Origin of the sequence: Marinomonas rhizomae, assembly GCF_003315485.1 — a bacterium.
GTDB classification, from domain to species: Bacteria; Pseudomonadota; Gammaproteobacteria; order Pseudomonadales; family Marinomonadaceae; genus Marinomonas; species Marinomonas rhizomae.
The window spans coordinates 304,350-317,761 of sequence record NZ_QNSE01000003.1 but is presented as its reverse complement, the minus strand read 5'-3'; the positions used below and the strand labels follow the sequence as shown (position 1 = coordinate 317,761).

The following is a 13,412-nucleotide window of genomic DNA, read 5'->3' as shown; positions in this document are numbered from 1 at the left end:
AATGAGTAGCTGGTTAGATAAATTTGTACCTTCCATTGTGCGTAGCGAATCGAAGCGCGCAACTGCAGGTAGCGTGCCTGAAGGTCTTTGGAAGAAATGTCCAAAATGTGAAAACGTTTTGTATCGCCCAGAGTTAGAGAAAAATCTCGATGTTTGCCCTAAATGTAATCATCACTTGCGTGTTGGCGCGCGTCGTCGTTTAGATATTTTCTTGGATAAAGAAGGTCGCCATGAAATCGCCGCTCACCTTGAACCTGAAGATAAGTTGAAATTTAAAGACTCTAAGCGCTATAAAGATCGTATTGCCGATGCTCAGAAAGCAACGGGTGAAAAAGATGCTTTGGTTGCGATGCAAGGTGCTTTAAATGGTATGCCGGTAGTGGCTGTAGCATTTGAATTTAGCTTCTTAGGCGGTTCTATGGGGGCTATTGTCGGTGAACGATTTATTCAAGCGGTTAATGTTTGCTTAGAAAAGCGTATTCCTCTTGTATGTTTTTCTGCTAGTGGCGGAGCCCGAATGCAAGAAGCCCTTATTTCTTTGATGCAGATGGCTAAAACCAGTGCTGGTTTGGAGCGCATGAAGCAAGAAGGTATTCCCTACATATCTGTGATGACGGATCCTGTGTTTGGTGGTGTATCCGCTTCTCTTGCTATGCTTGGTGATTTAAATGTTGCTGAACCAAATGCTTTAATCGGTTTTGCTGGCCCTCGTGTTATCGAGCAAACTGTTCGTGAAAAACTACCAGAAGGTTTCCAGCGTAGTGAGTTTTTGTTGGATAAAGGTGCGTTGGATATGATTATCAAACGTGATGAAATGCGTAATCGCCTATTCAATATCCTGTCTTTGCTTACTGAAAATAAGGTTGCTTAATTAAATGACGCACACGTCATTAGCTAGCTGGCTTTCATATATTGAGAGTCAGCACCCTTCTGAAATAGAGTTAGGTCTAAACAGGGGAAATACCGTATTAGCTCGGTTGAACTTATCTAGACCTAAGGGCAAAGTGATCACTGTTGCTGGCACGAATGGTAAAGGGTCAACCTGTGCCATGCTGACTCAATATTTGTGTTCCCAAAACTACTCTGTTGGCACCTATACTTCCCCTCACTTTCTTGCTTTCAATGAGCGTATCGCTCTAAATGATGCTCCTTGTAATGACGATATTATATGTCGAGCTTTTGAGGCAGTTGAAGCGGCGCGTGAAGGCGTCAGCTTAACGTATTTCGAATTCAGCACGCTTGCAGCCTTATGGGTTTTTGAGCAATCTAATTTGGATTATTGGGTACTTGAAGTGGGGTTAGGAGGGCGTTTAGATTCAGTTAATATGATCGATACTGATGTCGCAGTAGTCACTTCTATTTCCTTGGATCACATTGATTGGTTGGGTGATGATCTTGATATTATAGCTCGAGAAAAAACCGGTATTGCGAGAAAAGATAAGTTACTCATTAGTGGTGTCGTGAATCCTCCTCCTACTATTGCTAGTACAGCATTAGAAATCGGGGCAAACTTGCGTCAGAAAGGGTGTGATTTTCGCTTCGAGTTAGGTGAAAATTCTTGGTCATGGACTGGCAATGGTGTGTGTTATGAAAACTTGCCGGTTCCATCTTTACCGCTACAAAACGCGGCGACTGTAATTGCGACTCTGGTTTATATGGAGCTGTCTCCGACTCATGCTGATTTGGCCGCTCTGTTTAGTCATGTCCAGCTAATGGGGCGCTTTCAGAAAGTTGCCGCTTCTCCTGACGTGTATATTGATGTTGCCCATAACCCTGAAGCTGCCATTGAGCTTGCTAATCGTATTGCTAGCTTACCGCGCAAGCCTGTTGCTGTCTGTGGTATGTTGAAAGACAAAGACATAGCCTCTGTGATGACGCATCTTGCGAACCGTTTTTCTGGTTGGTTTTGTAGCGATTTAGCTGGGTCACGTGGAGCTAAGGCAGAAGAGCTGATCAAGCATATAGAGCATAGTTCGCCCAATCTTGCTTCAAACGCAATGGCCTTTCATTCTGTTGGTGACGCTTTGAGTGCGGCAATGGTCAAAGCGGAAGCAGAACAGCGCTCAGTGATTGTGTTTGGCTCCTTTGTAACTGTGTCGGATTATTTGGCGCTTAATCAATCGAAAGAGTGATTTATGATAGATAGAAGGGTTACATACAGACTTATTGGTGCTGGTATTATGGTGTTATCAGCCGCAATAATATTGCCATTGATTTTAGATGGTGAACGTCCTGCAGAATTAGATGTTCAGGTTCAAGTCACTACTCCTCCAGCGTTTCCTATTGTTGACATTGCTCCGGTTCAGCCTGTTGATAGTTTGCCAATTGAAACGTCTGTTGGTGAGGATGGCGCAGCAGAAGATATTCGTTTAATTCCCCTTCCTCAATCGGCGAAAGACGTTGCAAATATTACTAAGAAAGAATCACCGAATTCTACCGAGGCGGAAGTGAAATCTGCTGAGAAAGAATCAGTGAAGAAATCCACGCCTGCTCCTATCGCTGATCGTTGGACGCTTCAAATTGCCACCTTTAAAAGCAAAGATAATTCAGTTCGTTTGGTCGAAAAGCTTAAAGGTGCAAAGTACGAAGCATATAGTTTGACGACCAATTCACTTTATAAAGTCTATGTTGGTCCTGAGTTCAAACGAGAAACCTCAGAAAGAATGCGTGAAGAGATTAAGAAAAAATTTAGTTTAAACGGCATTGTCGTTAAATATTCAGTGAATTAGTCCAAGGAATGGTGTCTCTGTATTTGGAAAATCACAGGCATCTGTTAAACTTCGCGGCGATTTTTAGAGGTATACATGGAACAAGTAAATTCAATGTCGACCATTGATTGGTTAATCATTGCAGTAGTGGTTCTTTCTACTCTTTTGAGTTTGAAGAGAGGTTTTGTAAAAGAGGTCTTATCACTTTTAACCTGGGTTGTTGCTTTTGTCGTGTCTGTAAAGTTTTCAGATCAAATGCAGGTGCTGCTGGTTGATCAGGTTCAAAATGATCAGATTCGCTATATCGTTTCTTTTGTTTCTCTATTTATCGCTACTTTAGTGGTCGGGGTATTGGTTAGTTTTTTACTGGGATCTCTGATCCAAGTAACGGGGTTGACGAGTACGGATAGAGTTCTGGGTATGCTGTTTGGCTTTGCCCGTGGTAGTTTGATTGTTGTAGCTTTTGTTTCTTTGTTGAGCTTGAGTCCAGCGATAGAACAAACAGAGTTTTGGAAAACTTCACAATTGATCCCTCAATTGGGTCAGTTGAATGACTGGACGCGTGATATGTTAGGCAAGAGCTCGGATCTTGTGGATTCGTCTCTCATTGACCGCGCCCTTGGAAATTAGTTGCTCGAAATAGCAACCAAATAGATAAAGAACCTTTGCGGCGTTTGTCGCAATTCCCCAACACGAGGATCTAGAACATGTGTGGTATCGTTGGTGTCGTAGGCACGTCTGTGGTTAACCAAGCAATTTTTGATGCGTTAACCCTTCTTCAGCATCGTGGGCAAGATGCTGCGGGTATGGTTACAAGCCATAACGGACGATTATGTTTACGCAAAGACAATGGTCCGGTGAGTGAGGTCTTTCGCACTCGTCATATGAAAAAACTACACGGTAACATAGGTATTGGCCATGTCCGTTATCCAACAGCAGGAACATCTAGTTCAGCAGAAGCTCAACCTTTCTATGTTAACTCTCCCTACGGTATTTCACTTGCGCATAATGGCAACCTAACAAATACCGGAAAATTAAAGCAGGAAGTATTTGAATCTGATCTGCGTCATATAAACACCACTTCTGATTCAGAAGTTCTGGTCAATGTTTTGGCTCATGAGCTTCATGAAGAAGGAAAGTTAGTTCCATCACCAGAAGATATCTTTAATGCGCTTGAGCGTGTTTATAAGCGTATCGAAGGCGGCTATGCGGTTGTTGCCTTGATTACTGGTTATGGTATTTTAGCTTTCCGTGATCCAGATGGTATTCGTCCTTTGATTTATGGCTCTCGTCAGACAGACACTGGTATCGAATATATGGTTGCATCTGAAAGTGTTGCACTGGATGCTGCGGGGTTTAAAATCGAACGTGATATTCAGCCAGGTGAAGCAATCTTTTTTGACCTAAAGCATAATGTTCATGTTCGTCAGTGCACGCCGAAAAAAGTCGCCCGTCCATGTTTATTTGAATATGTGTACTTTGCTCGTCCAGATACCGTTATTGACAGTATTTCTGTCTACAAAGCGCGTATCAATATGGGGGATCGTCTTGCAGAAAAAATTCAGCGTGAATGGAAAGATCATGATATCGATGTGGTTATTCCAATTCCTGATACAAGCCGAACGGCGGCGTTACAGATTGCTCAAGCATTAAATATTCCGTTTCGTGAAGGTCTGGTCAAAAATCGCTATATTGGTCGTACCTTTATCATGCCAGGTCAGGCTATTCGTAAGAAGTCTGTCCGTCAGAAGTTGAATCCGGTACCGTTTGAGTTTAAAGATAAAACGGTTTTGTTAGTTGATGATTCAATTGTTCGTGGTACCACGAGTAAAGAGATTATCGAAATGGCAAGAGAAGCTGGCGCGAAGAAGGTGTACATCGCTTCTGCTGCTCCAGAAGTTCGTTATCCTAATGTGTATGGTATTGATATGCCTGCGGCTAAAGAGCTGATTGCTCATGATCGCAATGTCGATGAAATCTGTGAATTAATAGGTGCGGATAAGTTAATATTCCAAGATTTACAAGATTTGATTGATGCATGCATTGATGAAAAACACTCAGATGTTCGTGAGTTTGATACATCTGTGTTTGATGCAAAATACATTACAGGCAATATTGATGCTGCGTATCTAGAAGGTATTGAAGGCGCCCGTAATGACTTAAATAAAGTGACGGCTGAAGACCAAGCCAGCGATATGATGCACCCTATGTAGTGTTTATATTATCTCGTGACGGATGAAACTAAGCCAGGTCACGCCTGGCTTAGTTGTTTTTGGATAATCATTTTTGGAAAGAGGTTTGGAGTAAAGTAATGGCTGATTATAAAGACGCAACGAATGCGATTCGTGCAGGTATTCGTCAAACACAAGAGCAAGAAAACAGCGAAGCCATTTTTATGACCTCGAGCTTTGCTTATGCCAGCGCAGAAGAGGCGGCAGGTAAGTTTTCTGGTGATGAAGATGGTAACGTTTATTCTCGTTTTACTAACCCGACGGTTGAGTTATTTGAAAAACGTCTAGCGACTCTTGAAAAAGGCGAAGCCGCAATTGCAACAAGCTCTGGTATGGCGGCGTTAATGACGCTGGCATACAGTCTGTTACAAGCAGGTGACCGTGTAGTTTGCTCACGTAATATCTTTGGTTCAACCGTGAAATTTTTTAATGCCTATACTGCGAAGTTTGGTGTGGAAGTGCTGTATGTTGACGCAACAGATTATGCTGCATGGGAAGAGGCAATTAATGAAGATACACGCTTCTGTTATTTCGAAACGCCATCCAACCCACTTTATGAAGTAGTAGATGTTGCTCGCGTGGCGGCATTAGCTCATGCCAAAGGGGCTTTGCTGTGTGTTGATACCGTGTTGGCAACGCCTGCTTTGCAGAATCCTTTGACACAGGGTGCAGATATTGTCATGCAATCAGCCACGAAGTTTATTGATGGCCAGGGTCGCTGTTTGGGCGGCGCTTTAATTGCGAGTCAAGAGATCGTCAATGTTTTCACCGCTTTTATGCGTAGTGCTGGTCCATGCATGAGCCCATTTAATGCTTGGGTGTTGTTGAATGGCCTTGAGACCTTATCTTTGCGTATGACAGCTCATTCGGCTAATGCTATGAAGCTAGCTACATTTTTGGACGCTCACCCTAAAGTGGTTAAAGTCAATTACGGTGGGTTGCCGGGCCATAAATATCATGAGCTGGCTAAACAGCAGCAAAAAGATTTTGGTGGCTTGTTGTCGTTTGAAGTTGAGGGTGGCCGCAAGGCCGCTTGGTCTGTTATCAATGCTGCCAAGTTAATGTCCATCACAGGTAATTTAGGAGATACTAAGACTCTGGTAACTCATCCAGCTACTACCACTCATGGACGCTTAACAGACGATGAAAAAGCTAAAGCGGGCATTACGGAAGGCTTAATTCGTGTTTCTGTCGGCCTGGAAGATATTGATGATATTATTGCCGATGTTAAAGCTGCACTAGACCAATTGATCTAAGTTTATTAGTAACTAGTGATAACAAAGAAAGCGGATTTAGAATATGCTCTAAATCCGCTTTTTTGATGACAATTCTAACTATCTTTTTTGATATTGTTTCTAGAGTCAACTTCATCAAGCACTTTGCTTTTTGGCTCGCTCTTCAGTGCTTGTTTTTCTGACGTTTGCTGTTCTAGTGCTTGCTGCTGTTTTCGTTCTTTGCGGCGGTAACCTAAAACCAATAAGCAAGGTGTAAGAATGAGTGTTAATGGCGTTGCAAAAGTGAGTCCTCCTGCAATAGCTGTAGATAATTGTGTCCACCACTGGGCAGATGGCGCACCAATACTAAAGGATTGGTGCACGAGATCAATGTTAAATTGAAACACCATAGGAACTAAGCCGAGAATGGTGGTAATAGTGGTGAGCATGACAGGTCTTAGACGTTGAACACCTGTTCTAATAGCGGCCTCTCGTACCATCATGCCTTGCTTACGTAGGCCGTTGAAAGTATCGATTAGAACGATATTATTATTAACAACAATGCCTGCCAAAGCGATAACACCTACGCCACTCATTACAATACCGAAAGGTTGCCCTTTGACCATAAGGCCAATGAACACTCCCATAGTCGAAAAAACCACGGCGCTCAGAATTAATAAACATTGGAAGAAGTTATTAAATTGAGTCACCAAAATAATCGCCATGATAAAAAACGCGACGCCAAATGCCTTGATCAAAAAGATCATGGATTTTTGTTGGTCTTCAGTGTTGCCGCGAAACTCATAGCTGACGGATTTATCTATACCAGCAGCGTCTAGTTTCACTTTTATGGCTTTGATGACTTCATCCACGACTAAACCATCTTTTACATCAGCATCTATTTTAATGGTTTTCTTTCCATCGGTTCTGTTGATGATGCCTTGCTTTGGTGCTGCGTAGCGATGAATAAAGTTACTTGCAGGAATGCTGCCTTGGTTGGTTGGGATCTGTAGCTGATCCAGTTGATCAAGGCTGCGTTGATTTACGGGATAGCGTAAAACGATATCAATTTTGTCATCTGCCCCTTCTGGTAAAAAATCACTTAAAGTTATACCAGTGGTGACCAGTTTAATGACATTCCCCAAGCTATTAACGTCGACGCCATATCGGCTGGCTTCTTCGCGATTGATATCGATACGCCATTCAATTCCAGGGAGAGACCTGTCATCGCTAACAGTAATGATTTCGTCTCTAGATAAAAGTTGTTTACTGATTTCGTCAGCGGCAACATTAAGAGCATCAGAGTAGTTTGAGCTAAGCTGTAGCTGAATATCTGCGCCCGATTGTGGTCCGCCTTGCTCTTTTTCTGCACTGATTTCGATGCCGGAAATTTGTTTGGTTTTCTCCCTAATTTGATCCAATATGACCCCAGCGGGTTCTCGTTTATACCAATCGATAAATTCCATACTGATTGAGCCAATACTATCAGGAGCAGCATTGTTTCCTGGTGTGGCATAAGTTGTTACCACAACACTTTTTAATGCTGGTGTACCAATCACTTGCTTTTCTACCTGCCTTACCAGTGCGTCTTTTTCTTTCAGAGATAGATCTCCGCGGGCGCGTATATCTAGGTTAGCGGATTCAGGTTCGATATTGGGGAAAAACTCAATACCCTTGCCAAATTGTCCATAGCTAGCAAAAATACTGAAAAGTAACACAATAGTGAACAGTAAAACCCAAGCGGGGTATTCAACTAAACGAGTTAGCATTCTGCCATAGAAGCCGGTTGGGCCTGTCAGTTCGGTCAGATCGCCCGTTTCTGTGATACGTAATGCGCGCATGGTTTTTTCTGTGTATGCGCCTTTTTTACCAATAATGGAACCGATGGTCGGTAAGACTATTAGTGCCATGACCAAGGACGAAGCCAGAGTTGCTATGATGGTAATGGGCATGAAGCGCATGAACTCTCCGACTATGTCGGGCCAAAAAAGTAATGGCATAAATACGGCTAAAGTGGTCGCTGTAGAAGCGGTGATTGGCCATGCCATACGTTTTGCCGCTTCACTGTAGGCTTGTCGCTTAGAAGCACCTTCTGCTAGTTTGCGATCTGCATACTCGGTAACAACAATGGCGCCGTCAACGAGCATGCCGACACTGAGTATTAGGGCAAAAAGTACCACCATGTTGATGGTGTAGCCTTGTAAATCGAGAATTAAAATACCAGATAGGAAGGCGCCAGGAATAGCTAGGCCGACTAAGAAAGCGCTCCGTACTCCAAGTGCCCATACGATAACGATCATTACCAGCAAGGTTGCTGCTAGAACGTTATTAAATAGGTCGTTTAGAGAAGTCTCGATGTCTGTGGATTTATCACCGGTTAACTTGTATTCGATGCCATCAGGCCATTGTTCGCTTTCGCTCTTTACAGTTGCTTTTACCGCTTCAATGGTATTGATGATATTAACACCAACGCGCTTGGACACAGCAAGCGTAATGCTGCGTTTACCTTCGACGCGAGCATAACTGCTTGGGTCTTCAAAGGTTAGTTCACCGGTGGCAATATCGCCCAGTAACACAACCTGATCGCCATCGGCTTTAATGGGAAGGTTAAGGATGTCTTCCTTGGTTTTAAGTAGGCCTGGGACCTTTAGTGAAAAGCGCCCAGCACCTGTATCCAAATTGCCAGCAGCAACCAAACGATTGTTGGCAGAAACGAAGTTAGCAACATCCGATAATGACAAATTATACGATTCAAGTTGCTCAGGGCGAATGATGATTTGTGCTTGTTGATCACGGTCTCCACTGATTTCGGCTTCTAAGACGCCATCGACTGCTTCAATAGAGTCTTGTAAATTTTTTGCCGTACGACTAAGGGTAGCAAAGCTGACATTACCTGATAAATTTACGCGTAATACCGGAAACGTTGAAAGATTAATTTCTGTGACAGTTGGTTCGTCTGCATCATCTGGTAACTCGCTTTTTGCTCGATCCACCTTATCTTTAGCATCGCTAATCGCTTGGTCAATATCAACACCAGATTCAAACTCTAGCATGATCGAAGCATGACCTTCTGAGGCAGTAGATTTTAGTTCCTTTAGCCCTTCTAATCCTTTTAACTCTTTTTCTAGCGGGTGAACTAATAAGCTGTCTGCGTCTTCGGGCGAGATACCTTCAAGTGATACTGAAACATAAGCCATTGGAATCGTAATATCAGGGTCGCTTTCCTTCGCTATTTCTATATAAGAAACCGTGCCCATAATAAGTATGAGTACGAAAAACATCATTACGGTGCGAGAGCGAGCTAAAGCCGCCTCAATTAATGTTTGCATAATGGGCCTCCTTAGTTTTGGTAGTGGGCTTCGACTTTATCGCCCGCAGAAACAAAACCCTGTCCGACGGTGATGATGTTCACATTATCGGGAAGGCCGCGCACCCAGACTTGGTCACGCTCTGATTTAATAATTTCGACTGTTGATACAACAACCGTATTGTCTATGTTAATGGTTTTTATGGCTGTCCTACCGGAGTCATCTAAAGTAAGCAGTGCTGGGGAGAAAGCGTGAGCTCTTTGTTGGTCTAAAACAAAATCTACAGCCGCCGTTAATCCCGCTGGGATGGTATTGTTTGGATTGCTTACTTGCATTTCGACGCTAATGGTTCGGCTGGATTCGTTGGCTGTTGTGCTGATATAAGAAACAAAACCTTCTGTCTCATAGCCTGATTCGAGGCGGATATTGCCTTGAGTACCAAGCTTTATAAGTTGGATTTTATTTTGTGGGATATTCACGCTAACTTTTATTGGGTTAACAGAAACCAAGGTGCCGATCGTTGTGTTTGGTGCTAGCACTTGTCCTTCTTGCACATTTAGACTGTTTAATATGCCGGAAAAGGGCGCTGTGACGTTTGCGTTTTCTAGGTCAATTAAAAATGCTTCTTTTGCTGCTTTTGCGGATGCTAAGTCCGTTTCTGCTTGGGCTAAATTGACTTTCGATGTCAAATTGCCAGCATTGAGCTTTCTAATGCCGTCAAGCTCAAGTTGTTTTTGTTTCACTAGCAATCCAGCTTGTTCTATTTGTGCTTTTAATATTCGAGTGTCGATTTGCAAGATTGAGCTGCCTTTATTGATAAAGCGGCCTTTTTCTACTGGTAGCTTTGTAATACGGCCAGAGTAGGTATTTATAAGTTGAAGAGTTTCGCCGGCTAAGGTTTTTCCACTTAATGGCAAATGCATCTCAATGGTTTTGGTAGTAAGAGTTTTAGCTTGAACAGGATATGCTAGCTGACTTTCTGATGTTTGAGACGTAAGGGTATTGTCATGAGGTTTTTCCCCTGTTGGACTAACCGTGACGCCATTCCCTCCTGCAATCATCCAAGTTACGGTTGCGACGGCAACGACCACTGCTGTAATTGGTCCTACCTTGCTCTTAAACTCCATTTGACACTCCGTGAGATATAAAATTTATCATTATGTTGGGGTTAGTATATGCGTAAATAATAAGGAAGAAAGTGTTTTTGATTAAACCTTGTGCAGACAATAGCAAGATAACATCGTCATTTTATGACCAAAGTTGCTAAAAATGATTTTATCACGCAAAAAAACTGTTTCTTTTTAATCGCTAGTCTCGTCTATTTGCTGAACCTTCGGTTAGAAGGATGATACTATACCGCCACAAAATTTTTACTTTATATGGATAGATATGAGTCTATTGTCGTTAGAACAGATCAGTGTTGCTTTTGGGCATAATCCACTGCTGTCAAAAATTAGTTTTTCAGCCGAAGCTGGAGAGCGTGTTGCAATTATCGGTCGTAATGGTGCGGGTAAGTCGACACTGTTAAAAGTCATTTTAGGCGAGCAAGTTGCCGATGAAGGCGTTGTTCGCTTAGAAGGAGGCATGACTATTGGTCAGCTTCCACAAGAATTGCCTGATGCGAATGAAAAAACCGTTCGTGAAGTGGTCAGTGAGGGCGCCGGTGAGGCGCACTCGTTAATGACTCGTTACTTTAAGTTATTAGAAGATTTCGAGAATGATCACACCAATGAATTAAGTGATATTCAGACTGAATTAGATCGAATTCAAGGCTGGGATCTAGAGCAGCGTGTGAATCACATGATTCAGCGTTTGGCTTTGCCGGCTGACAAATTGATGTCTGAATTATCTGGTGGTTGGCGTCGTCGCGTTATTTTGGCGCAGGCGCTGATTTCTAACCCAGATGTCTTGCTACTAGACGAGCCAACTAACCATTTGGATGTGCCAACAATCGAATGGATGGAGCAACAGCTTCAGCAATTCCGCGGTTTGATCTTATTTATTACCCATGACCGTCGTTTCCTAGAAAAATTGGCTAACCGTATCATCGAACTTGATCGCGGTAATCTAATTTCCTTCAGCGGCAACATCACCGCTTTTCTTGCTTTTAAAGAGAAGATGCTGGAAGAAGAAGAGCGTGCAAACGCTTTGTTCGATAAGCGCCTTGCAGAAGAAGAAGTGTGGATTCGCCAAGGTATTAAAGCACGTCGTACCCGTAATGAAGGTCGAGTTCGTGCTTTGAAAGCCTTACGTGAAGAGCGCTCTGAACGCATTAATCGCCAAGGCAATGCCAAAATGGCGATTGAGACCAAAGATAAGTCTGGTAAGTTGGTCGCAGAATTTACTCAAGTAGGTCATTCATTTGAGGATAAAGTAATTTTGCAACCAATGGACTTCGTGGTAAATCGCGGAGACCGAATCGGTCTAATTGGACCAAATGGTTGCGGTAAAAGTACCTTCCTTAAAATTCTATTAGGGGATCTTGAGCCAGAAACGGGTTTGGTGCGTCAAGGTACGAAACTTAACGTAGCGTATTTCGATCAGCTGCGTGAGCAACTTGATCCAGAACAAACGGTTGCGGAAAACGTTGGTGAAGGTAAAGACGTTATCGAAATCAATGGTCAGAACAAACATGTTATTGGCTATCTTGGTGATTTCCTTTTCCCACCTGAGCGTGCCCGTACTCCAGTAAAAGCCTTGTCTGGCGGTGAGCGAAATCGAGTATTGCTAGCGAAGTTATTTACTCGCCCAGCCAATCTGTTAATCATGGATGAGCCAACCAACGACCTTGATGTGGAAACATTAGAACTGCTTGAAGAGCTTCTAATGAGCTACGATGGCACCTTGTTATTGGTAAGCCATGACCGTGCCTTTCTAGATAACGTGGTAACCAGCGTGATTGCTTTTGAAGGCGAAGGCCGAGTGAAAGAATACGTTGGCGGATATCAAGATTGGATTCGTCAAGGTGGTAAATTCCCAACAGAATCCACATCGCAAACTGACGACACACCAAGTAAAAAAGAAAAAGCCAAGACAAACGCAAAAAAAGTCGAAGAGGATAAAAAAACCTCTATCCAGGCGAAACCAAAAGCGAAGCTAAGCTATAAAATGCAGCGCGAATTTGACAATATGCCTGCGACCATTGCGAAGTTGGAAGAAGAGATCGCCGCGTTGCATGTCACCACTAGCGCGCCAGAATTTTATACCGATGATGCGGATAAGGTTCAGAAAACTTTGGCGAAATTAGCGCATAAAGAAGAAGAGCTTGAAACAACCATGGAGCGTTGGTTAGAGCTTGAAGAGATGCAAAATGGGTAAACAGCGCAAAACGGGTAGATTATGACGAATAAAATTAAACCAGTTTCATTTATACCGCGCTTTTTTGGCGCTTTTGGTCAGTTCTTTAAATACATGGGGAGCGGCGACTATGCCGCTCGCTGTCAAACGGTTGATCAAGGCGAGCAATTTGCCTTCGAAGTCGAGCCTAAAGTCATAACAGAAGAAGTGGAAGTGATTCGTGAAATCGAAGTCGCTGCACCTGTTTTGGATACGGTCAACGCTGACGGAGCGCACCAGTTACTACAATTGCTGCAACAAGAAGCGCGCTTTATCGATTTCATCCAAGAAAGCATTGATGATTACAGCGATGCGGATGTGGGGGCGGCATCTCGTCAAATTCACGCAGGTTGTTCTAAAGTATTGAAGCAACATTTTACCATCGATGTCGTGTCTCTTGATGCTGTGAACAGCGCCGCGGAAAATAGCCGTGTAGAAGTACCATCTGGTTACGATTCCAAGCAGATTAAGCTTGAAGGTCGAGTGGAAGGTGATGGCCCATATTCTGGCACGCTGATTCATCCTGGTTGGAAAGTGACGGAAACTCGTCTGCCAAAAGTAACCAATACAGAAAGCCTAAATATTCTAGCGCCAGCTGAAATCGAGGTATAACTC

10 protein-coding genes are annotated in these 13,412 nt (G+C 43.2%); 8 read left to right on the top strand and 2 right to left on the bottom strand.

Features of this window, described 5'->3' with window-relative positions; genetic code table 11:
- Position 1 precedes the first annotated feature (1 nt).
- From accD to DFP80_RS05055, 6 genes are all read left to right on the top strand, one after another.
- Complete coding sequence (gene accD / locus DFP80_RS05080; RefSeq protein ID WP_113915730.1) at positions 2–871, top strand: acetyl-CoA carboxylase, carboxyltransferase subunit beta; 870 nt, start codon at positions 2–4, stop codon at positions 869–871.
- A gap of 4 nt (positions 872–875) precedes the next feature.
- A complete protein-coding gene (gene folC, locus DFP80_RS05075; protein WP_113915729.1) occupies positions 876–2,132 on the top strand; it encodes a bifunctional tetrahydrofolate synthase/dihydrofolate synthase in 1,257 nt (418 codons plus the stop codon).
- A 3-nt stretch (positions 2,133–2,135) separates the two neighbouring features.
- Positions 2,136–2,729, top strand: a complete 594-nt coding sequence (locus DFP80_RS05070; protein ID WP_241560191.1) for an SPOR domain-containing protein — start codon at positions 2,136–2,138, stop codon at positions 2,727–2,729.
- Positions 2,730–2,804: 75 nt separating this feature from the next.
- On the top strand, positions 2,805–3,338 hold the full coding sequence (locus DFP80_RS05065) for a CvpA family protein (protein WP_113915728.1): 534 nt from the start codon (positions 2,805–2,807) through the stop codon (positions 3,336–3,338).
- A gap of 77 nt (positions 3,339–3,415) precedes the next feature.
- Entirely contained in the window at positions 3,416–4,921 is a 1,506-nt protein-coding gene (gene purF, locus DFP80_RS05060; protein WP_113915727.1) for an amidophosphoribosyltransferase, read from the top strand.
- A 98-nt stretch (positions 4,922–5,019) separates the two neighbouring features.
- Positions 5,020–6,195: an O-succinylhomoserine sulfhydrylase gene (locus DFP80_RS05055; protein ID WP_113915726.1), complete on the top strand. Its 1,176-nt coding sequence runs from the start codon at positions 5,020–5,022 to the stop codon at positions 6,193–6,195.
- Positions 6,196–6,269: 74 nt separating this feature from the next.
- Here the strand turns inward: DFP80_RS05055 and DFP80_RS05050 are convergent, their stop codons facing one another.
- Both DFP80_RS05050 and DFP80_RS05045 read right to left on the bottom strand, forming a co-directional pair.
- The gene (locus DFP80_RS05050) at positions 6,270–9,482 is read right to left on the bottom strand and encodes an efflux RND transporter permease subunit (protein ID WP_113915725.1); all 3,213 of its coding nucleotides are present in this window, start codon (positions 9,480–9,482) and stop codon (positions 6,270–6,272) included.
- 11 nt (positions 9,483–9,493) lie between these two features.
- Positions 9,494–10,588: an efflux RND transporter periplasmic adaptor subunit gene (locus DFP80_RS05045; RefSeq protein ID WP_113915724.1), complete on the bottom strand. Its 1,095-nt coding sequence runs from the start codon at positions 10,586–10,588 to the stop codon at positions 9,494–9,496.
- 262 nt (positions 10,589–10,850) lie between these two features.
- Here DFP80_RS05045 and DFP80_RS05040 point away from each other — a divergent pair, with 262 nt between their 5' ends.
- Together DFP80_RS05040 and DFP80_RS05035 are read left to right on the top strand one after the other, a co-directional pair.
- The gene (locus DFP80_RS05040) at positions 10,851–12,779 is read left to right on the top strand and encodes an ATP-binding cassette domain-containing protein (protein WP_113915723.1); all 1,929 of its coding nucleotides are present in this window, start codon (positions 10,851–10,853) and stop codon (positions 12,777–12,779) included.
- Positions 12,780–12,800: 21 nt separating this feature from the next.
- Positions 12,801–13,409: a DUF2760 domain-containing protein gene (locus DFP80_RS05035; RefSeq protein ID WP_113915722.1), complete on the top strand. Its 609-nt coding sequence runs from the start codon at positions 12,801–12,803 to the stop codon at positions 13,407–13,409.
- The last annotated feature ends 3 nt before the right edge of the window (positions 13,410–13,412 follow it).

What these genes read in the sequence shown, in the direction of transcription:
- accD (WP_113915730.1), top strand. Translation starts at nt 2, where the DNA reads ATGAGTAGCTGGTTAGATAAATTTGTACCTTCCATTGTGCGTAGCGAA.
- folC (WP_113915729.1), top strand. Translation starts at nt 876, where the DNA reads ATGACGCACACGTCATTAGCTAGCTGGCTTTCATATATTGAGAGTCAG.
- DFP80_RS05070 (WP_241560191.1), top strand. Translation starts at nt 2,136, where the DNA reads ATGATAGATAGAAGGGTTACATACAGACTTATTGGTGCTGGTATTATG.
- DFP80_RS05065 (WP_113915728.1), top strand. Translation starts at nt 2,805, where the DNA reads ATGGAACAAGTAAATTCAATGTCGACCATTGATTGGTTAATCATTGCA.
- purF (WP_113915727.1), top strand. Translation starts at nt 3,416, where the DNA reads ATGTGTGGTATCGTTGGTGTCGTAGGCACGTCTGTGGTTAACCAAGCA.
- DFP80_RS05055 (WP_113915726.1), top strand. Translation starts at nt 5,020, where the DNA reads ATGGCTGATTATAAAGACGCAACGAATGCGATTCGTGCAGGTATTCGT.
- DFP80_RS05050 (WP_113915725.1), bottom strand. Translation starts at nt 9,482, where the DNA reads ATGCAAACATTAATTGAGGCGGCTTTAGCTCGCTCTCGCACCGTAATG.
- DFP80_RS05045 (WP_113915724.1), bottom strand. Translation starts at nt 10,588, where the DNA reads ATGGAGTTTAAGAGCAAGGTAGGACCAATTACAGCAGTGGTCGTTGCC.
- DFP80_RS05040 (WP_113915723.1), top strand. Translation starts at nt 10,851, where the DNA reads ATGAGTCTATTGTCGTTAGAACAGATCAGTGTTGCTTTTGGGCATAAT.
- DFP80_RS05035 (WP_113915722.1), top strand. Translation starts at nt 12,801, where the DNA reads ATGACGAATAAAATTAAACCAGTTTCATTTATACCGCGCTTTTTTGGC.